This window comes from Solihabitans fulvus, assembly GCF_008386585.1.
Classification (GTDB): Bacteria; Actinomycetota; Actinomycetes; order Mycobacteriales; family Pseudonocardiaceae; genus Solihabitans; species Solihabitans fulvus.
The window spans coordinates 18471-40112 of sequence record NZ_VUOB01000023.1 but is presented as its reverse complement, the minus strand read 5'-3'; the positions used below and the strand labels follow the sequence as shown (position 1 = coordinate 40112).

Here is a 21642-nt window from a genome sequence, read left to right as displayed (position 1 = left end):
GCACGGCCGGACCGGGCGGCCGTGGCTCCGGCATGCCCGCCTGCGTGTACTGATCTGCACCTCCGCGCGGCGTCGAGGCGTCACCACGTCGATCGCCCGCGCGGAGGCTCCGTCGAGGTTTGACCCAACCGAGAGGAGCAAGCTCGCGTGACTGGGGGAACGTGCCAACTCACACATCTCGACACTCTTGAGGCGCAGTCCGTCCATATCCTGCGGGAGGTCGCGGCAGAGACGCAGAATCCCGGCCTGCTGTTCTCCGGCGGCAAGGACTCCATCGTCATGGTGCACCTGGCCAGACGCGCGTTCTGGCCAGCGCCGATCCCGTTCGCGGCCGTGCACGTCGACACCGGCCACAACTTTCCCGAGGCCATGGAGCTGCGCGATCGGCTGATCGACGAGGTCGGCATGCGACTGGTGGTCGGCTCGATACCCGAGATGCTCGCGGACGGCCGAATGCACGAGCCGATCGGCAGCGTGAGCCGCAACCAGCTCCAGAGCGCGGCGCTGCTGGACACCGTCTCGCAGCACCGCTTCGACGCGTTGCTCGGCGGCGGCCGGCGCGACGAGGAGAAGGCAAGGGCCAAGGAGCGGGTGTTCTCCTTCCGGGACAGCTTCGGCCAGTGGGATCCGCGCAACCAGCGTCCCGAGCTGTGGCACCTCTACAACGCCAGGATCCATCCCGGCGAGAGCATGCGGGTGTTCCCGCTGTCCAACTGGACCGAGCTGGACATCTGGCAGTACGTCGAGCAGCGCGGGGTCGAGCTGCCCTCGCTGTACTACTCGCACGAGCGCGAGGTGTTCGAGCGCGACGGCATGCTGTTCGCGGCCAACGAGTTCCTGACGCTGCGCGACGGCGAGCGGGTGCACCCCGAGCAGGTGCGGTTCCGCACGGTCGGCGACATGACCTGCACCGGCGCGTCGCTGTCGTCCGCGGCCACACCAGCCGAGGTCATCGCCGAACTGGCGAACACGAGGGTGAGCGAGCGCGGCGCGACCCGCGCCGACGACCGGTTCAGCGAATCGGCCATGGAGGACCGCAAGCGGGAGGGCTACTTCTGATGGAACTGCTCACGTTCGCCACGGCCGGCTCGGTCGACGACGGCAAGAGCACGTTGATCGGACGTCTTCTCTACGACTCCAAGGCCATCGCGGAGGACCAGCTCGAGGCGATCGAGCGGACCAGCCGCAGGCTGGGTCACGAGTACGTCAACCTCGCGCTGCTCACCGACGGCCTGCGCGCGGAGCGCGAGCAGGGCATCACGATCGACGTCGCCTACCGCTTCTTCGCGACCGGCCGCAGGAAGTTCGTCATCGCCGACGCGCCGGGCCACACGCAGTACACCCGCAACATGGTGTGCGGCGCCTCGACCGCGGACCTGGCGATCGTGCTCGTCGACGTCCGCAACGGGCTGACCGAGCAGAGCCGCCGGCACGCGTTCCTGTTGTCCCTGCTCGGAGTCCCGCACCTGGTGCTCGCCGTCAACAAGATGGACCTGGCGGACTACCGCGAGGAGGAGTTCAACAAGATCAGGGACAGCTTCGCCGAGTTCACCACCAAGCTGCGGGTGCAGGACCTCGCGGTGATCCCGATGTCCGCGCTCAGCGGCGACAACGTCGTCGAGCGGTCCAACCACATGCCGTGGTACGAGGGGCCGACCCTGTTGAGCCACCTGGAAAGCGTGCACATCGCGTCGGACCGCAACCTGATCGACGCGCGCTTCCCGGTGCAGTACGTGCTGCGGCCGCGCTCGGACGAGTTCCACGACTACCGCGGCTACGCTGGCCAGGTCGCCGGCGGCGTGCTCCGTCCGGGTGACGAGGTGGTGGTGCTGCCGAGCGGAAAGCACACCACGATCGCCTCGATCGACTCGCCGGACGGGCCGTTGGACGAGGCGTTCCCGCCCATGTCGGTCACCCTGCGGCTGGCCGACAACCTCGACGTGGCGCGCGGCGACCTGATCTGCCGGCCGCGCAACCGACCCGCCGTCCTACAGGACATCGACGCGACGGTCTGCTGGATGGGCGAGGAGCCCGTCACGCCGGGAACCCGGTTGCTGCTCAAGCACACCAGCCGGTGCGTGCCGGCCGTGCTCCAGGAGATCGACTACCGGATCGACGTCAACACGCTGCACCGCGCCGACGCGGATCGGCTGGGGCTCAACGACATCGGGCGAGTCCGCCTGCGCACCGCCCAGCCGGTGATGTGCGACGACTACCAGCTCAACCGGACCACCGGCGGCTTCGTCCTGATCGATCCGAGGACGAACCACACGGTGGCGGGCGGCATGGTGAAGAACACCGGGTCCGGCGGCACCTCCACCGAGAAGGGCCTGTGACAATGCCGCTACGGGTCTTGGTCTGCGACGAACTGCCGATCGTCCGCGACGGCCTGCGCACGCTCCTGGACGCCGAACCCGACATCGAGGTGATCGACACCACCGACAGCGGTATCCACGCGATCATGCTGGCCAGGACGCATCGGCCGGACGTGGTGGTCACCGGCCTGAGCCTGCACGGCATCCCCGGCCTCGAACTCATCCGCCGCCTCAACAAGGAGGCGCTGGAACCGGCGCCGCGAGTGGTCGTGTTCGCGATGAGCGACAGCGACGAGATGGTGACGAACGTGCTGCACGCCGGCGCGAACGGCCTGCTGGTCAAGGAGGCCACCAGGGAGGAGCTGGGGTCGGCGATCCGCGCGGCGGCGCAGGGCCAGACCATGCTGGCGCCGCAGGTCGCCCAGCGGCTGGTGGACTGGTTCCGGCAGCGCGACACCCAGCCGGAGGAGCTGCTCAGGCCGGTGGTGGCGGCGCTGACGCCGAGGGAGCGGCAGGTGCTGTTGCTGATGGCGCGCGGCATGTCCACCGACGAGGTGGCCGACGAGCTGGCGATCGGCATCACCACGGTCCGCACGCACGTGTACCGGTTGCGCTGCAAGCTCAAGCTCCGCGACCGCGCCCAACTGGTGTCCTTCGCCTACCGGGCCGGCCTGATGCAGCCAGCCTGACGCAGCCGGCCGACGCAGCCAGCCTGACGCGCCCAGCCCGACCTCCGAAAGGCGGCGGAGTTCGGTGGCCTGGTGGCGCACGCCGTGGCGGCCCGGATCGCCGTCGACGACCCCGCCGAGCTGGCGGGCTGACCCTCCGTCGAGGGCCGGGACGGTCGCCGGGGGAAGATGTCGGGTGTGAACGACGGGTCCGCGCCTTCCGGGCGGCATCAGCGACCAGGCTCCGCCGCCGGGAAGTCCGCCCGCGCGCCCGAGCCCCAGGCCGACGTCGGCCACGGTTCCGCCGGGCAACGCCCCACCAGGCGGGACGCCTCCGGCCGCGGTTCCACCAGCGGCAGGCCTACCGACGGCAGTTCGACCGGCGGCAGCTCTACTGGCGGCAGCTCTATTGGCGGCAGCTCTACTGGCGGCGGTTCCACCAGCCGCAGGCCCACCAGTCGCAGGCCTACCAGCGGCGGTTCCACCGACAACAGCTCCACTGGCGGCGGTTCCACCGGCAGAGGCTCCGCTGGCAAAGGCTCGGCTGGCAAAGGCTCCGCTGGCAAAGGCTCCGCCGAACAGGCCTCCGCAGGCGCTGCCTCCGGTGGCCCTGCCTCCGGCGACCGCAGCCCCACCAGGCGCAGCTCCACCGGGCGCGGCTCCACCGGACGCCGTTCCGTCGGCCGTCGGGCCGGTTCGCGCGGTTCCACCGATCTCGACCAGGGCCTCGATCTGGGCCACGGTCACGGCCATGGGCACGGTCACGGTCCGGCGGCTCCCGCGTCGGCCAGGGTGCGCCGGATCCTCCTGTTCCTCCTCCTGCCGTGCGTGCTGGCGACGGTCGTCGGCGCCCTCCTGCTGTACCCGTTCGGCCACGACCAGCGCACCGGCGCGGACCTCGGCCTGCACCAGACGGCCGTGCGCGGCGAGGTCACCGCCGTGGCCCAGCGCAGCTGCGTCGCGCAGAGCGTGCAGGTCGGCACGCCGCAGCCGGATGATCCGAACGCGAAGAAGTGCGCCACCGTGACGGTCGCGATGTCCGACGGTCCGGCCGGCGGCAGCAGCGTCGACACGCTCGTGCCGCTGGAACCGACGACGCCACGGTTCGCCGTCGGTGACAAGGTGGTGCTCAACTACACCGGCGGCGATGCGCACGACGGCCGCTCCTACCAGGTGGTCGACTTCCAGCGGAGCCTGCCGCTTGGCGTACTCGCGATCCTGTTCGCCCTCGCGGTGCTGGTGCTCGGGCGGTGGCAGGGCCTCGCGGCGCTCGGCGCGTTGGTGCTGAGTTTCGTGGTGTTGCTGGGGTTCGTGTTGCCGTCGATCCTGGCCGGCAAGGACCCGCTCACGGTCGCGGTGGTCGGTGCGGGACTGATCATGTTCGTCGTGCTGTACCTGACGCACGGGTTGTCAGCGAGAACCAGCACGGCCGTGTTGGGCACGCTGCTCAGCCTCGGCCTGATCGGTGGGCTCGGTTGGGGCTTCGCGGCGGTGTCCAGGCTGACCGGCCTTGACGAGGACACCGCCAACCTGGTCGGCTTGCTCGGGCACGGGATCGACACCAGGGGCCTGTTGTTGGCCGGCATGATGATCGGTGCGCTTGGCGTGCTCGATGATGTCACCGTGACGCAGACGAGTGCGGTGTGGGAGCTGCGGCGCGCGAACTCGGAGCTGAGCTGGCGCGAGCTGTACGCGGCGGGCCTGCGCATCGGCCGCGACCACGTGTCGTCTGCGGTGAACACGCTGGTGATGGCCTATGCGGGGGCCGCGCTGCCGGTGTTGTTGACGTTCGCGGTGTCGGGCAGGAACCTCGGCGAGATCCTGACCGCGCAGAACGTCGCGCAGGAGATCGTCCGGACGCTGGTCGGCAGCATCGGTTTGGTGGCGGCGGTGCCGATCACGACGGCGCTGGCCGCGTGGGTGGCCAGCCGGGAGAAGCTGCCCACGACGAAGCCCGCGGTCGCGCAGCTGGACGACGACCCCGTCACCGGACCGATCATCGGTTTGGCCGAGGTGGTGGCGAGGCCGCAGCCGGAGCCGCGGCGGCCGAGGCGGTAAGGATCAGGCGGTAGCGGTCAGGCGGTTCGAAGCGAGTCGAGGAAGTGCCGCCAGGCCGGTGCCGGGAAGGTGAGGACGGGCCCGTCGGCGTTCTTGGAGTCGCGCACCCCGGCGAGGCCCGGGACGGCGGACACCTCGACACAGCTGCCGTTCTCGGCACTGCGGCTGGACTTGATCCACCGCGCGGCGGTGAAGGCGTGGGTGGTCATGGCGACCTCCTGGTCTGGCTACAGCTCCTTGATCAGTGACGTGATCAAGGATGCGGTTTCACGCTGCCCCAGTGCAGCATCACGAAGGCTCATCGAGGACATCCTATAGGCCCTGGCCTGCGCCGGATCGTGCAGATGAACCGCATCCTCTTGCAGCTCCACGTAGACCGCGTCATCGAAGTCCGCGAAGCCGAGCAAGGTGAACTGACCGTTGTGCCCAACATGCACGCCAACATCGGTCCTGATCACCTGAAGATCCACATTGGGCAGCTCGGCGACCTTCAGAAGATTCAGCAGCTGGCCTCGCATGGCCCTGGGATCGCCGACAGGCCGATGGAGGACGGATTCCTCCAGCACGGCATGAAGTCGCAGCGAATCAGGCTCCTCGAAGATCCGCCGCTGACGTTCCATCCGGAACTGGACCACCTGATCGGCATCAGCAGGTCGCAGCCGGCGGGCCGACGCGGCGACCGCGTTGGCGTAGTCCTCAGTCTGGAGCAGCGCGTGCACAACCAGCGGTTCGTAGACGAACACCGAGTTGGCCATACCCTCCAAGCCTGAATACAGCCGCAACCACTCCGGCAGGATTCGGGACCACGGCGACCACCAGGTGCCCTCGTCCTCGGCCTCGATCAACTCGATGATGCGTTCGACGCGGTCGGATTCCGCACCATAGAAGGCAAACAGCTTGGCGACCTCGTCGGCGGGCTGCCCGTAGCGACCCGACTCCATGTTGCTGATCTTGCTGTCGGAGACACCGAGCAGGTCGGCGCTGTCCCGAAGGCTCTTGCGGGCGCCCTTCCGGTGGTTCCGCAGCGTCGCGCCAAGCAGCCACTTCAGCGCCGAAGTGTCCCGTCGCGGCATCGTCGGCCCGCCTTCCTGTGTGTCGGTCGCGCCGATCATCCTGCCTTCGCCGATGACACACGATCGAGCGATGGCCTGTCAAAGTCTTTGCCGTTACCTTTGCGATGCGGCCGTCGGCCGTGGTCGGCCGGGCGGTCGACGGCTCCCCGTAACCGTCCACATGAGACCGCAGGTGACGCTGCGCGCGCTCTCGCCCGGCCGATCTCCTTCCCACCCAAGGACTTCCGCATGCGCCGACACCAAACCATCCACCACCGCTACCGACCAACCACCCGCGTCCAGGACCAGTCGCTCGCCCGGCAGATCCTCTCCCGCCTGGAGAACTCCGCCACCGCCGTCACCACCCTCGCGCAGTCCGTCATCCCCGAACCGCTCCGCACCGAGGACTACGCGCGCGCCGAACTCCTCGTCCACCACCGCGAACGCGAACTCCCCGACGTCCTCGCCCGCCAGTGCCGCCTCCTCACCAGGCCCGGCGCGCCCGCCTACACCGCCTACCTCGACGAAAGCACCCTGTGGCGCAAGGTCGGCGGCACCCGCATCCTCGCCGACCAGCTCGCCCACCTGATCGAACTGTCCGCCCTGCCAACCATCACGCTCCGCGTCCTCCCCTTCCGGATCGACCCCTACACGGGCATGCGCTGCCCGTTCACGCTCCTCGAACCGCGCTCGGGCCCGCCGTCGACCTGCGTCCCGCTCCTCCTGGAAACGCTGTTCTCCGAACTCCCCAAGGACATCCACGAAGCCCGCGACACGCTCGCCGTCCTCGCCGACCGCGCCCTGTCCCCCGCAGACTCGCTCGACCTCATCGCCGGCCGCCGCGCGGCGCTCACCGCCGCCGAACTCGGCTAGGAGCGTGCGCCTTCTCCCCCGACCGCATGCAACCAAACGCGGTGCGCCGGCCCCGGGCCGCCGAGCACACCGCCCGCTGGTGACGGGGGCGACCAGAAGCGGTGTCGCGGCTCAGGCCGCGCTGGCGGGCAGGCCGTTGACGGGCCCGTTCTCCGGCTGGGACACCTCGTCGAGCCGGGCGGCCAACTCCTTCGGCAGGTCGAGGTCCAGTCCGGCCAGGTTCTGTTCGAGCTGTTCCAGCGTGCGAGGTCCGACGATGACCGAGCTGACACCGGGGCGGTCGCGCACCCACGCCAGGGCGACGGCCGCCGTGGTCGTGCCGAGTTCCGCCGCGACCTTGCCCGCCTCCTCGGCGATGCGCAGGTTCCGTTCGGTCAGCAGTTCCCGCGCCCACCTGTTCGCCTGCGGAGCCGGGGAGGCCAGCAGCCGGCCCATGCGACTCTCCGGCTCGGGTGTGACGTTCTCCTTGTAGCGACCGGTGAGCACACCCGAACCGAGCGGGCTCCACGTCATGAGGCCAAGGCCGTGCCGCTGCGCGGTCGGCACGATCTCCGCCTCGATCACCCTGGAGATCAGCGAGTACTGCGGTTGCAGCGCGACGAACGGCGTGCCCCCGGCACGCGCGGCGGCCCACTGGGCCTCGACCAGCTGCGCGGCGGTGAAGTTGGAGCAGCCGAGGTAGCGGACCTTGCCGGAACGGACGAAGCCGTCCAGCGTCGCCATGGTCTCCTCGATCGGCGTGCCCGAGTAGTCCCACTGGTGGCAGTAGTAGATGTCGATGTAGTCGGTGTCCAGGCGGCGGAGGCTCGCCTCCAGCGCGCGGGTCAGGTGCGCCCGCGACAGTCCCCGGTGGTTGGGTCCGTCGCCCTGGGGCAGGAACGCTTTGGTGGCGATCACCACGGAGTCGCGGCGGTCGCGCACGGCTCGGCCGACGATCCCCTCGGACTCGCCACCGGTGTAGCGGTCGGCGGTGTCGATGACGTTGTTGCCGGCGGCCAGGAACGCGTCGATGATCCGTCGGGCTTCGGGCTCGTCGCAGCTGGCGACATGCCCGGAGGTGCCGAAGTTCATCGCGCCAAGGCTGGCGCGGGAGACCTGAAGGCCGGACCGGCCAAGGGGCGAGTAGTGCACGGGGTCTCCTCGTGTCGGTACATTCGGAATCATGGTTCCGCTTAGAAGATACGGAATGAGGATTCCGCTTGTCTAGAGGCAAGACGGAATCCACGTTCCGCTTGTGCCCGTCCAGGTGGAACCCGGATTCCGGCTACCCTCTCCCCGAGACACGGGTGGGGCCGGCGGCACAGGCAGGGGTTGCGGAATGAGGGTTCCGGTTACCGGTGGCCGGGGAGGTCGTGCGTGGTGACCGCGAAGCCCTCGCAGGACCGGCCGTTGCGCGCCGACGCCCAACGCAACCGGGCGCGGCTGCTCGCGGCCGCCGAGACCGTGTTCGCCACCAGCGGGCTGGCCGTGCCGATCGAGGAGGTCGCCAAGGCGGCCGGGGTCGGCGTTGGCACCGTGTACCGGCACTTCCCCAACAAGGAAGCGCTGTTCGAGGCGATCGTCATCGCCAGAACGCGGCGGCTCGCCGACCAGACGCGCGCGCTCGTCGAGGACGGCGACCCGCACACCGCGCTGTTCGAGATCGTCGACCGCGTGGTCGGCGAGGCGGCCGTGAAGAAGGACTTCGCCGACGCGCTCACCGCGGCGGGCCGGGACGTGAAGTCCACCGACGAGATGACCGAGGCCTCCGCCGACATGCGCGCCGCGCTCGCCGACCTGCTCGCCGCCGGCCAGCGGGTCGGCGTGGTGACCGAGGACGTCACGATCGCCGAACTGTTCTCGCTGCTGTACGGGCTCTGCGTCGCCGCGGAGCACTACAACTGGGACGGCATGCAGCGCGCCCGCGCCGTGACACTCACGTTCAACGGCCTCGGCCCGCGCTGAACTGACCGCGGGACCCACGTGGCGGCGACTGCGGAAGCGCCCTGCGGCGTCGAACTGCGACGGCGCGAGGCCAGGCCGGGTATTTCGATGGCGTCCCGACCATCGCGGGTGATACCCCTGCCTGTCATGGACGATCTTGGGACAGCGCGGCTCGTGCTTCATCTGTTGAGCGTCGACGAGTCGCGGCGAGTGGCGGCCGGCGAGCCGGATGACGCCGCCCGATGGGCGCCCGGCTACCCGAGCCAGGGCGAGGTGTTCGCGGCAAGGCGCTTCCTGGAGACCTGCACGAACACCGGCGATCCCCGACCGTTCGGCAACTACGAGATTCGTCGCCGCGAGGACGGGCAGGCCATCGGCGGCGTTGGCTTCCACGGAACTCCGGACGAGAACGGCAGCGTCACGATCGGCTATGGCCTCGTCCCATCAGTGCACGGCAACGGATACGCGTCCGAGGCTCTCCGCGCACTGCTGGCGTTCGCGCGCGCTCGCGGTGTCACCCGCGTGGAAGGCGACACGGACCACGACAACACCGCATCCCAGCACGTCATGATCGCAGCCGGCATGCGGCTGACCGCAGAAGACGATCAGCTGAAGTACTACCGGATCGACTGGACCGACACCACAGCGAATACCGGCCTACCGCACTAGCTAGCTCTGATGGTGCCGCGTGTAGTGCCGGGATGCCTTGGCGCGGTTGCCACACGCGGTCATCGAGCACCAGCGCCGGGTGCCGCTCTTGGACACGTCGTAGAAGTACAGGACGCATTCGGGGTTGCCGCACGGCCTGATCCGGTCGGGCCGATCGTCGAGCAGCCGCAGGTAGTTCTCCGCGGCGACCCAGGCCGGCAGCCACGCGGGAGTGTCGACCTCCACGACCTGGACCGGGCCGTCCGCGCCGAGGACGGGCCGCACGCACCCATGGTGCAGCACCGCGTTGAGCGCCGCCGCGCCCGCCGGGTCCTCCGGTCGGCCGACGAGCGTCGCCAGGGCATCCCGCGCCTCGAGCAGGGCGTCCAGCGTGGCGCGGTCGGCCCGGACGGCGTGGCCGCGCAGGTCCCGCTCGACGGTCGGGCCGGCCAGCCACGCGGCCAGTCCCTCGACGGACTCGAGTAGGTCGTGCCGAACGCCTGCGTCCATCCACCGCGTGTTGAGCAGGTCGATCGACAGGGGCTCGCCGACCAACGGCCGTGGGTCCTCGACAGTCACGCTCGCTCCTCAGCTTCCAGACCCCGCGCAGTCTAACCGACTATCGACGCTTTGCCGGTTGACATCCATTCACCTAACCTTCTAACCTCTGCAACGAAGGTTAGAGGGTCGCTCTGACCTGCACAAATCCCCAGAGATGTGAGGGACCGTGAGCGCAGTGAGGTCGTTGCGGACCGGCCATGTCGGGCTGAACGTCACCGACGTGGATCGTTCGGTGGACTTCTACACAACAGTCTTCGGCTTCGAGGTCGTGGCCGAGGGCAAGGAGGCGGAGCGTCGCTTCACGTTCCTTGGCAGCGGGGGCGTGCCGACCCTCACGCTCTGGCAGCAGAGCACGGGCGGCCACGCCACGAACCTCGCCGGCCTGCACCACCTGTCCTTCCAGGTGGACTCGATCGAAGAGGTCGAGGCGGCCGAGCAGGTGCTGCGCGGCATCGGCGCCGAGTTCGCCTACGACGGCGTGGTGCCGCACGGCGAGGGCGCGGCGTCCGGCGGCATCTTCTTCACCGACCCGGACGGGATCCGCCTGGAGATCTACACCACGACCGCGGTCGACGGGACCGATGCGCCCACCTCCGGTGCGCCGACCTGCGGCTTCTTCTGATCCACCGCGACTGATCCACCGCGACTGATCCACCGCGACCGGAAAGGAACGCCGTGGCCACCTACCACCGTGGCGAACTCGCCGTCCAGCAGCGCGCCGGGCTCGCCACACCGGCCGCACACGCGTTGCGCGGCATCGGCTCGACCGTCCCGGCCGTCGCCGCGGCGTTCCTCGCCGAGCAGCCGATGATCGTCGTCGGGGCGGTGGACGGCGCGGGCCGGGCCTGGTCCTCGCTGCTCACCGGCGAACCGGGATTCCTTCGGGTGCCCGACCCGACCACCGTGCTCATCGACGCGCTGCCCCTCCCCGAGGACCCGCTCGCCTCGGTCCTCGGGGACGGCCCGGCCAAGGTCGGCATGATCGCCATCGAGCCGGCCACCCGCCGCAGGATGCGGGTCAACGGCACCGCGACACCACGGGACGGCGGCCTGCGCGTCGACACCGACCAGGTCATCTCCAACTGTCCCAAGTACATCCAGCAACGGAGCTTCGCCTTCGAACCGGCCGCGGAGTCACCGACGGTGCGCCGGGGCGCCGAACTCACCGTCGGACAACAGCTTCGACTGTCCACAACGGACACGTTCTTCGTCGCGACCGCATCGCCCGACGGCGACGCCGACGCCTCGCACCGGGGCGGCAACCCCGGCTTCGTCCGCGTGCTCTCGCCGACGCGGCTGCGGTGGCCCGACTACCGGGGCAACACGATGTTCCTGACCCTGGGCAACCTCGCGCTGCGCCCGACGGCCGGGCTGGTCGTGCCCGGCTGGGACACCGGGTCGGTACTCCAACTCACCGGCACCGCCCGCACCGACTGGAACCCCGACCTGGCCGCCGAGTTCCCCGGCGCGCAACGGATCGTCGACTTCGACGTGACGGAGGTGCGGGAGACCTTGCACGCGGTTCCGTTGCGCTGGACCGAACCCGGCTACTCCCGCTTCAACCCACCTGTCTCGCAAGCGAACTGAGCACGGCGGCCGGGCCGCCCGCCCGAGCAGGCGGCCAACCCCACGTCCGAAACACGCCAGCGCAACGCTCATCGCGAGCACACGATTGTCGGCGTGACCACCACGTACCCCGACAGCACCGCTCTCCGGCACAGCACCGCGCGGCGCGACTTCGGCTTCCTCTGGGCCGGCCAGTCCGTCAGCATGGTCGGCGACCAGTTCATGGCGCTCGCGCTCCCCCTCCTGGCGGTCACCGTCCTCGGCGCCTCCGCGTCGCTCGCCGCGCTGCTCCCCTTCGCGCTCTACGCGCCGTTCTGGGTGCTCGGACTCCCGGCAGGCGCGATCGTCGACCGCGTTCCCCGGCGCACCGCGATGCTGCTCTGCGACGGCGTGCAGGCGCTGGCCTTCCTGCTGATCGCGACGCTGGCCGCCACGCACGCCCTGTCCTTCCCGCTCCTGCTGGTCCTGGTCGTCGTGGCGGGCTGCGCCACCGTCTTCTTCCAGGTCGCCTACACCTCCGTGCTGCCGGAGATCTTCACCGACCAACAGGCCCTGCACCGGGGCAACACCCGGCTGTCGCTGTCCGAATCGGTCTCCCGGTCGGTCGGTCCGATCCTCGCCGGACCCGTCATCGCGTTGACCGGCGCGGTGGCCGCGATCGCGCTGGACGCCGGCAGTTTCGTGCTGTCCGCGCTGACGCTGTCGGCCATCCGCCGCCGCAGCGCCGCACCGGCCGGCCCGCCCCGCGAACGCGGCTGGCTGCGCAGGGACATCGCCGAGGGCCTGCGGTTCGTCCTGCGGCACGGCCAACTCCAGCCGGTCATCCTGTGCGGCACGGTCTACGTGCTGTTCCTGTCGATGATCGAGGCGAGCCTGGTGCTGTACTGCCGCAACGTGCTCGGGCTGGACACGTTCACGATCGGCCTGGTCGTCGGCGCGGCTGCCCTCGGCTTCCCGCTCGGCAACCTGGTGTCCGCCAGGCTGATGCGCCGCTTCGGGCCGCAGCGCGCGCTGATGTTGGGCGCGCTCGTGTCGGTGGCCGGGATCGTCGCCATGCCCGTCGCGGGCAGCGCGGGATCGGTGGTCGGGCTGGTCGTCGGCAGCGTCGTGCACGGTGTCGGCGAGGGCGCGTTCGGCCCGACCTCGTTGACGCTGCGCCAGACCGTCACCCCGGCGGCCCTGATGGGTCGGGTCGGCTCGGTGCAGCGGCTGCTCGTGATGGGCGCGATCCCGGCCGGCAGCCTGCTCGCGGCGGCGGTCATCCAGCTCGTCGGCCTGCCCGGCGTGCTGTGGGTCGGCGGCCTCGGCACGGTCCTGTGCCTGCCCGTGCTGGTCCGCCGGGACATCCGCGCCGCACTGCGCGCCTAGCTCCTACCCCACCATGATCCCCGGGGTCATGTCCAGCCGGCGAACCTCACAGAAGTGTTGCGGTGAAACAGGTTCTGAACCGTCCTCGTGCCGCCTAGCCTCGCGATCATGATCGAGCTGCGGTTCAGCTCCGCCGACCTCGCCAGGGTCCGGTTCGCACTGTCCCCGATGGAGGAAATGGCCAACAGCCTGGTGGCGATCGCCCACCCGGCCAACAGTTCCGCACACCGGCCGTGGCTGAACTCGGTCCGCAGACAACTGTCCGGACTGGACATCCGTCCGCTGCTCGCACTCGTGCGGAACCCGCACCTCTCCCCGGCCTTCCTGCGTCCTACGGCGGACGGCGTGGAGACCCGGTTCGCGGACGGGCTCGGCCAGTTCCGCGCCAGCACGGCGGACGACGTGCGCGACGGGCTTGAGAGGATCAGCGCGGGAGCGCCCCAGCCACCGGAACTCCGTGCGCTGTATGACGATCCGGAGCGGGAACTCGGCAGGCTGGCCGGGTTGCTGGCGGCCTACTGGAATTCCGCCGTCGAGCCGGTGTGGTCGCGGGTGCGCGCGCTGCTCGACGCCGACCTCGGCTACCGGGCGAGGACGTTGACCACGGGCGGCCTTGCCACCATGTTCGCCGGCCTGCACAGGGAGGTCGAGTTCACCGACGACCGGCTGCTCGTGCACAAACCGCACCACCAGTTCGCCAGGGACCTGCCGGGCAACGGACTGGTGCTCGTGCCGTCGGTGTTCACCTGGCCGACGTCCAGGGTCGTGTACGACAACAGCTCCGGCGTCCCCGGGCTGACCTACGTCCCGCGCGGCATCGCCGAGCTGTGGGGCGGCTCCGCCTCGACCACGGGTACGCCGCTGGTCGAGCTGGTCGGCCGCAGCCGGGCGGCGATCCTGGCGCAGCTCGACCTTCCCCTGTCCACCACCCAGCTCGCCGCGAACCTCGGCATCAGCCCGCCCTCGGTGAGCCACCACCTGTCCATCCTGCGGCGCAGCCAGTTGGTCAGCTCCCGGCGGACCGGCCGCACCGTGCTCTACGAGCGCACCCCGAGGGCCATCCAGCTGCTCAGGGCTGAGCGCGGCCGCTGACCCCACGGCACCAGCTCCCGTGGGGTCAGCGGATCAGGCTCAGAAGTCGCAGAACGCGCCGCTCGGGTTGCCGAACGTGGTCTGGACGTACGCCGCGCTGACGTAGCCGTTGTAGTCGGAGGCCCAGTACCAGACGTTGGTGGAGCCCTGAGTGCCGTTCTCCCAGTCGCCCCACACGTAGCAGCCGATGCCGAAGGTCGTGCCGTTGGACAACGTCTGGACGATGTACGAGCTGGCGCCGGGGCCGTTGCGGACCTTGAGCGTCGGCCCGCCGGTCACCGCGCGGCCGCCGGCGAAGTAGTGCGGGCTGACGACCGCCGGAGTGGCGGCCGCCTGCGTCGCCTCGCTGGCGCTCGCCATGGCGGGCTCGGCGAGCACACCCATCACCAACGCTCCGGTGACCGCAACGGCCGCTGCCAGTTTCTTGAACACGAGAACTCCCCCATCGTGAGTGTCGCCCCCTCCCTACTGGGAAGGTGCTGCGCTCAGCCTGCGATGCGGGCGGCCCGGCTCGCCACGATTCCATCAGGGTCTAATCCAACGCGGCTCTCCCGCGGTCCGGCCGCTACTCGTCGTCGAACAGCGGCCGGACCTCGACCGAACCGAAGAAGGCGACGGGGTGCCTGGCGGCGATCCCCTGCGCCTCTTCGAGGCTGTCGCACTCGAGCAGGTCGTAGCCGCAGATCTGCTCCTTGGTCTCCGCGAACGGACCGTCGGTCAACAGCACCTCGCCGCCGCGCGCCCGGACGGTCGTCGCGTCGCCCGGCCGCATCTGCGAGCCGTGCAGCCGCCGCTCCCCGACCTCCTCCAGCCACTGCTCAATGGTTGGCACGTCGCCCGGATCCTCGACACCGCCGCCGCCGGCGCAGATGAGCAGCATGTACTTCATGGTCTCTCCCGTCGTCATGGTCATCTCACCATCACGACGAACGGGAGGGGCCAATCGGGACACCCGCCCGTCAGAAACTCGCCCGGTGCCGCAGCGCCCAGTCGCGGAAGGAGCGGGCAGGCGAACCCGTGACCTCCTCGACTGTGGCGTGCACGACGGAGGTGAACTCGTAGAGCGCGGTGGCCCGCAGCGCCATGATGGCGTCGGCGAGTCCGGCCGGCACGCCGTGGTCGAGGATCGCCTGCCTGGAGGCCTCCGGAGACACCTCGACGTAGCGCAGCGGCCGGCCGAGCACCTCGGCGAGGATCTCGGTCTGCTCCGGCGCGGACAACGGCTCCGGTCCCGAAAGCGTGTGCACCCGGCCCTCGTGGCCTGGCGTGGTGAGCACGGTCGCGGCCACGGCGGCGATGTCCAGCGGGTCAACGACGGCGATGCGGCCGTCGCCGAACGCGGCGTGCACGGTGCCGGTGGCGCGGATGGTCGGCGCCCAGTGCAGCGCGTTGGACATGAACCCGAGCGGACGCAGGAACGTCCAGGCCAGCCCGCTGTCGATGACCGCCTGCTCGCCTGCGCGGTGCCAACTGGGGATGGGGTCGGTGGCGGTGGGGTCGCCGGCCCTGCCCACGGACAGCTTCACGATGCGGTCGACCCCGGCGCGGGCGGCCGCACGCGCGAGGTTGCCGTCGTGCACGGGAAGCTCCGGGCCGCCGGAGAGCAGGAAGACCTGCTCGACGCCGTCGAGCGCGGCCGGCAGGCCGGTCGGGTCGCCGAGGTCGGCGCGGACCACGTCGACGGCGGCCGGCAGGTCGGCGGTCGCGGGATTGCGGGTGGTCGCGCGCACGGTCGCGCCCGTGGCGAGGAGCTGGTCGACCACGGCGCGGCCAACGGTGCCGGTGGCTCCGGTTACGAGAATCATCTGCGAACTGCCTTCCGGCTCCGGGCGGGCGGGGTGCCCACCTCGTGCCGGAAGCCTGGCCGCGCCGCCGAGGACGTTCCACTCAGCTCGGCGGAAACAGCGGATTTGTTCCGTGGCGGGCGGCCAGCGTGCAGATTCGTTCCGGTTACGAGTCCAGCTTGGTCACGAACCGGGACACCGCGTCGGGATACAGATTCGTTCCGGCTACGAGTTCACCGTGGCCACGAACCGAGACACCGCGTTCGGGATACAGCTTCGTTCCGCCTATGAGTCCAGCGTGGTCACGAACCGGGACACCGCGTCGGGATGCAGCTTCTGCGCGAGCCGGCCGCCGGGAGCCAGCGAGCCGAGCCGGTACAGCGGGCGGTCTGCGGCCGCCTCGCCGCGCGCCTCGGCGCGCAGCTGGGCGACCAGCAGCTCCGAGTAGACCAGGCCGCGCGCGTCGCCGCTGCCGGCGAGCGTGTCGGCCAGCCGGCGCAGCGGGAACACACCCAGTTCCCGCCCGCCGGTGCCGGCGTAGATCGCCAACGCCAGGTTGATCGCCTTGCCGCCGGCCTGCATGAACAGGCCGACGGTCCTCGTGCCCCTGACGTCCGTGATCAACAGGTCGAGCTGGTCGGCGTGGTGCAGGTCGACCGAGCGGATCCCGAAGGCGCGCACCGAGACCGTGCTGCCCTGCAACCAGACCCGACGCCGCGACTCGCTCCAGGCCAACAGCAGCAACGGCACGAGCACGACCGCCGCCGTGATCAGTCCGGGTAGACGGCCGCCGAGCAGCCCGACGACCCCGCCGAACGCGGCGGCGACGATCACGCCGCCCGCCGCGACCAGCCTGGCGCGCTTGCGCACCGCCCCCGCGTCCAACAGGTCGAGCGGAATCCGCTCGGCAGCCCCCTCCTGCACCTGCTCGCTCACCGCTGCGCAGCCCCCAGCGACTCCAGCACGGCCGCCACGACATCCGACAGCGGCACCTCGCGCTGCTCCCGGCTGCCCAGTTCCTTCAGCTGCACGGTGCCGGCCTCCAGATCGCGCTCGCCGAGCACGATCGCGAACCGCGCCCCGGACCGGTCGGCCGCCGTCATCGCGCCCTTGAGCCCCCGGCCGCCGTAGGCGAGATCCACCCGCACACCGGCCGCGCGCAGGTCGCCCGCGATCGTGACCAGCCTGGCCTTGGCGGCCTCGCCCAGCGGCACCCCGAACACGTCGCACCTGGCCTGGTCGCCGACGTCGAGGCCCTCGGCCCGGCAGGCCAGCAGCGCGCGGTCGACGCCGAGGCCGAAGCCGACCCCGGACAGCGGCTGCCCGCCCAGCTCGGCCATCAGGCCGTCGTAGCGGCCGCCGCCGCCGATGCCGGACTGCGCGCCGAGACCGTCGTGCACGAACTCGAACGTCGTCTTGGTGTAGTAGTCGAGCCCGCGCACCATGCGCGGGTTCTCCACGAACTTCACGCCGAGGTCGTTGAGGTAGCCCTTGACCTGCTCGTAGTGCGCCCGCGCCTCCTCGGACAGGTTGTCGACCATCAGCGGCGCGTCGGCGAGCAGCTCCCGCACCTCGGCCCGCTTGTCGTCGAGCACCCGCAACGGGTTCAGCTCGACGCGCGCCCTGGTGTCCTCGTCCAGCGGCAGCTTCCGCAGGAACTCCTGGAGCTTGACCCGGTAGTCCGGGCGACAGGTGGAGTCGCCGAGCGAGGTCAGCTCCAGCCGGTAGCCGGTCAGGCCGAGCGCCCGGTAGCCGGCGTCGGCGACGGCGATCACCTCGGCGTCCAGCGCGGGGTCGTCCACGCCGATCGCCTCGACGCCGACCTGCTGGAGCTGCCGGTACCGGCCGGCCTGCGGGCGCTCGTAGCGGAAGAACGGCCCGGAGTAGTACAGCTTGACGGGGAGCTGGCCCCGGTCGAGGTTGTTCTCGATCACCGTGCGCATGACGCCCGCGGTGCCCTCGGGGCGCAGCGTCACGGAACGGTCGCCTCGGTCGGCGAAGGTGTACATCTCCTTGCGGACCACGTCGGTCGACTCGCCGACGCCGCGCGCGAACAGCGCGGTGTCCTCGAAGATCGGCAGCTCGACGTAGCCGTAGCCGGCCAGGCGGGCCTGCTCGGTGAGGGTGTCCCGCACGGCGACGAAGTCGGCCGACGACGGCGGGAAGTACTCGGGAACGCCCTTGGGGGCGGAGAACGTAGTCATGACGGTTGTTTCACAGTCCTCGGTGCGGGCCGGCGGGTGCGGCGTCGTCCACGTTCTCCTGGCGCAGTCGCAGCAGGTACGGGTTGCTCGCTCGCTCGCGGCCGATGGTGGTCGTCGGGCCGTGGCCGGGCAGGACCACAGTGTCGTCGTGGAGCGGCAGCACCTTGCTGCGCAACGACGTCACCATGCTCTGGGAACTGCCACCCGGCAGGTCGGTGCGTCCGATCGAGCCGGCGAACAGGGTGTCTCCGGACAGCAGCAGCCGTCCCCCGTCCTCAGTGCCGGTTCGGAAGGTCACCGACCCGCCGGTATGGCCCGGGGTGTGGTCGACGGTCAGCAGCAGGCCGGCGAGGTCCAGCTCGGCGCCGTCGGTCAGCTCGCGGACCTGCTTGGGCTCGCGCATGGTGAGGCTGCCGCCGAAGAAGGCCATGGACTCCCTGCTCACCCCGGCGAGGGGGTCGGAGAGCAGTTCCCGGTCGTCCGGGTGGATCCAGGCGGGCACGTCGTTGCCGTCGCAGACGGGCGCGACGGAGAAGGCGTGGTCGAAGTGGCCGTGCGTGAGCAGCACGGCGACCGGCGAGAGCCGGTGCTTGCGGATCGCGTCGGCGATCGGCTCAACCGCGTCCTGACCTGGGTCGACGACCACGCACGGCGCGCCTTCACCTGCGGCGAGCAGGTAGCAGTTCGCCTGTAGCGCGCCGGTCGGGAACCCGACGACGAGCACGAGGAGCACCTCCGGTGACGGTGGATTCGGCACGGCACCCGCCGCGACGGCGGCCGGGGACCACCGCACCAGCCTAGCGGGACGGGCGTTGGCCAGGCACAACACATAACCGCCACACAGTGGTCTCATACGGAACCCCTAGACTGCGCGCCTAGTGCCGGGTCCCCGGACGCCGCACTTGAGTCCACCATCGTATGAATCCCTGAGGAGGGAGCAGGTGCCGAGCAACGAGCAGCGTCGCCAGGCAGCCAAGCGGAAGCTTGAGCGTCAGCTGACCCGCCGGGCGGTACGGCAGAAGCGGCGCAGGCAGATCACCGTGCTCGCGACAGTCGTGGGCACGTTGGTGGTTGTCGGCGGCGTCTACCTCCTCGCCACGCAGACGGGCAGCAGCACCGACGCCTCGGCGTCGACGTCCAACAGCGCGGCGGCCGACCAGACCGACAAGCCCGCGTCCATCCCGACGGAGATCGCCGCGGCCCCCAAGCGGCCGACCCCGCTGGCCTCGACCGTGGCGTGCGACTACCCGGCCACGCCACAGGAGCCGGCCGCGAAGCCGGTGCAGGCCCCGCCGAAGGACAACATCTCCGCGCAGGGCACCGTGCAGGCCACCCTGGGCACCTCCGTCGGCGACCTGAAGCTGACGCTGGACCGCGCCCTCGCGCCGTGCACGGTGAACAACTTCGTCAGCCTGGCCAAGCAGGGGTACTTCAACGACACCACCTGCCACCGGATGACCACCGGCCAGGGCCTCCAGGTGCTCCAGTGCGGTGACCCCACGGCCAAGGGCAGCGGCGGTCCCGGCTACAGCTTCGCCGACGAGGTGTTCCCCGAGCTGAAGTACGGGCGGGGCACGCTGGCGATGGCCAATGCTGGCAAGGGCCAGAACAACGCCGGCACGAACGGCAGCCAGTTCTTCATCGTCTACGGCGATGGTTCCGGCCTCACGCCGAACTACACCGTGTTCGGCTCGATCGACGCGGACAGCCTGAAGCTGGTCGACAAGGTCGCCAACAACGGGGTCGTGCGGGGCACCAACCCGCAGGACGGTTCACCGACCCCCGGCGACGGCAAGCCGAAGACCCCGGTCGACATCAAGACGGCGACGATCGCCAACTGATCCGACGCGGACCACGAGCGGGGCATCCGGCCAGGCCGGGTGCCCCGCTCGTTTGCGTCACCGCATTATTCGAGCGCCTTTCACCCTATTCGCGGGCTCCATTGATATTCTTCGCGTAATATCACCAGTTCGGGGGACAACCGGCGCTGTCATTATGCGAGCGACTGCGGTGACAATTGATGAATGGGGAAACACGACCAGAACAAAATCACCAAGAACTGCGCCACCTGCAAGGGCGACGGCGTGCTGCGGGACGGCACGACCTGCGGGGACTGCTACGGAACCGGGAAGGGGATGTAGTGGCCCCTGTCCGACCGCGATCCATGGTGTACGTGCGGAGCGTCGACCTGTCGTTCATCTGGACGCGCGGCGACGGGTTCCAGTACGTGACGCGCGGTTTCTGGCGCGAGGGGCACACGATGACGCGACTCGACATCGGAAAGATCGGGAACATCGTCGACCGGCCGGCGACCCGCACGGCGGCCTGGGTGGACGACGTGGACATCTACCGCGAGATGAACGGCTGGCTCGCCGCGAACCGGCCGGACTGGTACAAGGACAACGGCCCGCTCCGTCCGGGGCCGGACGGTAATCCCACCCTCCGCTGGTACCAGCCACCCCCGCCGATGACGACGCTCGAGTTCGTCGGGCGGCGCTGAGCGCGGGCCTGCCGCACAATCGCCGAACACGCCGACTGACTCCCGTCGACCTATCCGTTTGTCGATTCGCACCGATCGACGAACTCGACCAACAATGATCGACCGGAAACGGTCGCGATCACGATCCCGGTTTCTCGACGGCGGAATCCGCCGCGATGAGTTCTGCCAGCCGCGTCGCCAGCTCCGACCCCGGTCGGACGAGATGGGCCACCAGGGTCCGGTCCTCGTCGGCGGCGTACATCTTCACGTACTCGAACGCGACCCGGCCGAGCAGCGGGTGGTTCCACTCCTGGCTGGCCGGCACGAACGAGCTCAGGTCGCGGCGCTCCCACAGCTCGCGGAACTCAGGGCTTGCCGCCAGCAGCCGCTCGACCAGCGCGACGAACTCCGGGCTGGACAACAACTCCCCGGCCTGCGACCGGAACAGGCCGACGCCGTAGGCCGCGGCGGCCGGCCAGTCGACGGCGAGCGCCCGCTGGGCCGGATCGGTGAACAGCAGCCACAGCATGTTCCGGTCGGCGGGCGCGAGCCGCGCGAAGTCGCCGTACAGCACGGTGTGCGCGCGGTTCCAGGCCAACACGTCGAAGCGCCGGTTGGACAGGAACGCCGGGCTCGGCTCCAGGTTCGCCAGCAGCAGCCGGTGCTGTGCAGCCACCTCCGGCACCGGCTCGGCGACCGCGCCGGGCGGCACGTGGCCGGCCAACTGGTACAGGTGCTCGGTCTCCGCGGGGTCCAGGTGCAGCGCCCTGGCCAGGCTGGCGAGCACGTCCGCCGACACGCGGATGTCCCTGGCCTGCTCCAGCCACGAGTACCAGGTGATGCTGACGCTGGCCAGCGTCGCGACCTCCTCGCGGCGCAGCCCCGGCGTCCGCCTGCGGCCGGGGACCAGGCCGAAGTCGACGGGGTCGCGGCGCTCCCGGCGGCTGCGCAGAAACGCGGCCAGCTCGCGCCGCTGTCGTTCCGTCGTCGCCATCGGTCTCCTCGGCCTGGGTGGTACTGCCACTACCAGCGTCAACGACGCCTGGTTAAC

The 21642-nt window shown here is 70.3% G+C and carries 24 protein-coding genes and 1 pseudogene; 13 read left to right on the top strand and 12 right to left on the bottom strand.

Translation table 11 applies throughout. The annotated features are described in order from the left end of the window. Nucleotides 1-147: 147 nt before the first annotated feature. From cysD to F0L68_RS14625, 3 genes and pseudogenes are all read left to right on the top strand, one after another. Complete coding sequence (gene cysD, locus F0L68_RS14635) at nucleotides 148-1059, top strand: sulfate adenylyltransferase subunit CysD (protein ID WP_149850102.1); 912 nt, start codon at nucleotides 148-150, stop codon at nucleotides 1057-1059. Further along, nucleotides 1059-2291, top strand: a pseudogene (locus F0L68_RS14630) (sulfate adenylyltransferase subunit 1); the annotation flags it as partial. The gene cysD and the pseudogene F0L68_RS14630, both read left to right, overlap by 1 nt. Nucleotides 2292-2338: 47 nt before the next feature. Next, nucleotides 2339-3004: a response regulator gene (locus F0L68_RS14625; protein WP_149850100.1), complete on the top strand. Its 666-nt coding sequence runs from the start codon at nucleotides 2339-2341 to the stop codon at nucleotides 3002-3004. Nucleotides 3005-3213: 209 nt separating this feature from the next. On the opposite strand, the gene F0L68_RS14620 is transcribed toward F0L68_RS14625, so the two are convergent. Further along, nucleotides 3214-3498: a hypothetical protein gene (locus tag F0L68_RS14620; RefSeq protein ID WP_149850099.1), complete on the bottom strand. Its 285-nt coding sequence runs from the start codon at nucleotides 3496-3498 to the stop codon at nucleotides 3214-3216. A gap of 277 nt (nucleotides 3499-3775) precedes the next feature. Here F0L68_RS14620 and F0L68_RS14615 point away from each other — a divergent pair, with 277 nt between their 5' ends. Then, nucleotides 3776-5041, top strand: coding sequence for a YibE/F family protein (locus F0L68_RS14615; protein WP_149850098.1), 1266 nt, complete (start codon nucleotides 3776-3778; stop codon nucleotides 5039-5041). A gap of 17 nt (nucleotides 5042-5058) precedes the next feature. Here the strand turns inward: F0L68_RS14615 and F0L68_RS14610 are convergent, their stop codons facing one another. Beyond that, entirely contained in the window at nucleotides 5059-5250 is a 192-nt protein-coding gene (locus tag F0L68_RS14610) for a DUF397 domain-containing protein (protein WP_149850097.1), read from the bottom strand. 18 nt (nucleotides 5251-5268) lie between these two features. After that, on the bottom strand, nucleotides 5269-6153 hold the full coding sequence (locus F0L68_RS14605; RefSeq protein WP_149850096.1) for a helix-turn-helix domain-containing protein: 885 nt from the start codon (nucleotides 6151-6153) through the stop codon (nucleotides 5269-5271). Between the two features lie 189 nt (nucleotides 6154-6342). Here F0L68_RS14605 and F0L68_RS14600 point away from each other — a divergent pair, with 189 nt between their 5' ends. After that, nucleotides 6343-6966, top strand: coding sequence for a DUF5753 domain-containing protein (locus F0L68_RS14600; protein WP_149850095.1), 624 nt, complete (start codon nucleotides 6343-6345; stop codon nucleotides 6964-6966). 111 nt (nucleotides 6967-7077) lie between these two features. On the opposite strand, the gene F0L68_RS14595 is transcribed toward F0L68_RS14600, so the two are convergent. Beyond that, nucleotides 7078-8097 (bottom strand): aldo/keto reductase, encoded by a 1020-nt coding sequence (locus F0L68_RS14595; RefSeq protein WP_149850094.1) that lies wholly within the window; start codon nucleotides 8095-8097, stop codon nucleotides 7078-7080. Between the two features lie 225 nt (nucleotides 8098-8322). Here F0L68_RS14595 and F0L68_RS14590 point away from each other — a divergent pair, with 225 nt between their 5' ends. Continuing rightward, nucleotides 8323-8910, top strand: a complete 588-nt coding sequence (locus F0L68_RS14590; RefSeq protein ID WP_188316582.1) for a TetR/AcrR family transcriptional regulator — start codon at nucleotides 8323-8325, stop codon at nucleotides 8908-8910. Between the two features lie 87 nt (nucleotides 8911-8997). Beyond that, a complete protein-coding gene (locus tag F0L68_RS14585) occupies nucleotides 8998-9558 on the top strand; it encodes a GNAT family N-acetyltransferase (RefSeq protein ID WP_306463152.1) in 561 nt (186 codons plus the stop codon). Here F0L68_RS14585 and F0L68_RS14580 read toward each other — a convergent pair whose 3' ends face one another. Next, nucleotides 9559-10116, bottom strand: coding sequence for a CGNR zinc finger domain-containing protein (locus tag F0L68_RS14580; protein ID WP_223198795.1), 558 nt, complete (start codon nucleotides 10114-10116; stop codon nucleotides 9559-9561). A gap of 148 nt (nucleotides 10117-10264) precedes the next feature. Between F0L68_RS14580 and F0L68_RS14575 the strand changes: the two genes are divergently transcribed. From F0L68_RS14575 to F0L68_RS14560, 4 genes are all read left to right on the top strand, one after another. Continuing rightward, entirely contained in the window at nucleotides 10265-10720 is a 456-nt protein-coding gene (locus F0L68_RS14575; RefSeq protein ID WP_149850092.1) for a VOC family protein, read from the top strand. A gap of 53 nt (nucleotides 10721-10773) precedes the next feature. Beyond that, complete coding sequence (locus tag F0L68_RS14570; protein ID WP_149850091.1) at nucleotides 10774-11685, top strand: pyridoxamine 5'-phosphate oxidase family protein; 912 nt, start codon at nucleotides 10774-10776, stop codon at nucleotides 11683-11685. A 93-nt stretch (nucleotides 11686-11778) separates the two neighbouring features. Continuing rightward, a complete protein-coding gene (locus F0L68_RS14565; RefSeq protein WP_188316581.1) occupies nucleotides 11779-13032 on the top strand; it encodes an MFS transporter in 1254 nt (417 codons plus the stop codon). 108 nt (nucleotides 13033-13140) lie between these two features. Then, nucleotides 13141-14124, top strand: a complete 984-nt coding sequence (locus F0L68_RS14560) for an ArsR/SmtB family transcription factor (protein ID WP_149850090.1) — start codon at nucleotides 13141-13143, stop codon at nucleotides 14122-14124. 39 nt (nucleotides 14125-14163) lie between these two features. On the opposite strand, the gene F0L68_RS14555 is transcribed toward F0L68_RS14560, so the two are convergent. The 6 genes from F0L68_RS14555 to F0L68_RS14530 all read right to left on the bottom strand — a co-directional run bounded on the left by F0L68_RS14555 (nucleotide 14164) and on the right by F0L68_RS14530 (nucleotide 18836). After that, nucleotides 14164-14556 (bottom strand): SH3 domain-containing protein, encoded by a 393-nt coding sequence (locus F0L68_RS14555; protein WP_149850089.1) that lies wholly within the window; start codon nucleotides 14554-14556, stop codon nucleotides 14164-14166. Nucleotides 14557-14689: 133 nt separating this feature from the next. After that, entirely contained in the window at nucleotides 14690-15031 is a 342-nt protein-coding gene (locus F0L68_RS14550) for a YciI family protein (RefSeq protein ID WP_223198794.1), read from the bottom strand. Between the two features lie 52 nt (nucleotides 15032-15083). Then, entirely contained in the window at nucleotides 15084-15929 is an 846-nt protein-coding gene (locus F0L68_RS14545; RefSeq protein ID WP_149850088.1) for an SDR family oxidoreductase, read from the bottom strand. Between the two features lie 264 nt (nucleotides 15930-16193). Further along, a complete protein-coding gene (locus F0L68_RS14540; protein WP_223198793.1) occupies nucleotides 16194-16844 on the bottom strand; it encodes a hypothetical protein in 651 nt (216 codons plus the stop codon). After that, nucleotides 16841-18112: a histidine--tRNA ligase gene (hisS, locus tag F0L68_RS14535; RefSeq protein WP_149850087.1), complete on the bottom strand. Its 1272-nt coding sequence runs from the start codon at nucleotides 18110-18112 to the stop codon at nucleotides 16841-16843. The genes F0L68_RS14540 and hisS overlap by 4 nt, the downstream gene beginning before the upstream one ends. A gap of 10 nt (nucleotides 18113-18122) precedes the next feature. Beyond that, nucleotides 18123-18836: an MBL fold metallo-hydrolase gene (locus F0L68_RS14530; protein WP_149850170.1), complete on the bottom strand. Its 714-nt coding sequence runs from the start codon at nucleotides 18834-18836 to the stop codon at nucleotides 18123-18125. A gap of 217 nt (nucleotides 18837-19053) precedes the next feature. Between F0L68_RS14530 and F0L68_RS14525 the strand changes: the two genes are divergently transcribed. Beyond that, the gene (locus F0L68_RS14525; protein WP_149850086.1) at nucleotides 19054-19953 is read left to right on the top strand and encodes a peptidylprolyl isomerase; all 900 of its coding nucleotides are present in this window, start codon (nucleotides 19054-19056) and stop codon (nucleotides 19951-19953) included. A gap of 299 nt (nucleotides 19954-20252) precedes the next feature. Then, complete coding sequence (locus F0L68_RS14520; protein WP_223198792.1) at nucleotides 20253-20612, top strand: hypothetical protein; 360 nt, start codon at nucleotides 20253-20255, stop codon at nucleotides 20610-20612. A 118-nt stretch (nucleotides 20613-20730) separates the two neighbouring features. On the opposite strand, the gene F0L68_RS14515 is transcribed toward F0L68_RS14520, so the two are convergent. Continuing rightward, nucleotides 20731-21585 (bottom strand): helix-turn-helix transcriptional regulator, encoded by an 855-nt coding sequence (locus tag F0L68_RS14515; RefSeq protein WP_149850084.1) that lies wholly within the window; start codon nucleotides 21583-21585, stop codon nucleotides 20731-20733. Between the last annotated feature and the right edge of the window lie 57 nt (nucleotides 21586-21642).

Bases quoted from the DNA above. Each gene is read 5' to 3' on its own strand.
- F0L68_RS14600 (WP_149850095.1), top strand. From the start codon at position 6,343: ATGCGCCGACACCAAACCATCCACCACCGCTACCGACCAACCACCCGC.
- F0L68_RS14605 (WP_149850096.1), bottom strand. From the start codon at position 6,153: ATGATCGGCGCGACCGACACACAGGAAGGCGGGCCGACGATGCCGCGA.
- F0L68_RS14550 (WP_223198794.1), bottom strand. From the start codon at position 15,031: ATGACGACGGGAGAGACCATGAAGTACATGCTGCTCATCTGCGCCGGC.
- F0L68_RS14625 (WP_149850100.1), top strand. From the start codon at position 2,339: ATGCCGCTACGGGTCTTGGTCTGCGACGAACTGCCGATCGTCCGCGAC.
- hisS (WP_149850087.1), bottom strand. From the start codon at position 18,112: ATGACTACGTTCTCCGCCCCCAAGGGCGTTCCCGAGTACTTCCCGCCG.
- F0L68_RS14610 (WP_149850097.1), bottom strand. From the start codon at position 5,250: ATGACCACCCACGCCTTCACCGCCGCGCGGTGGATCAAGTCCAGCCGC.
- F0L68_RS14585 (WP_306463152.1), top strand. From the start codon at position 8,998: ATGGCGTCCCGACCATCGCGGGTGATACCCCTGCCTGTCATGGACGAT.
- F0L68_RS14545 (WP_149850088.1), bottom strand. From the start codon at position 15,929: ATGATTCTCGTAACCGGAGCCACCGGCACCGTTGGCCGCGCCGTGGTC.
- F0L68_RS14560 (WP_149850090.1), top strand. From the start codon at position 13,141: ATGATCGAGCTGCGGTTCAGCTCCGCCGACCTCGCCAGGGTCCGGTTC.
- F0L68_RS14515 (WP_149850084.1), bottom strand. From the start codon at position 21,585: ATGGCGACGACGGAACGACAGCGGCGCGAGCTGGCCGCGTTTCTGCGC.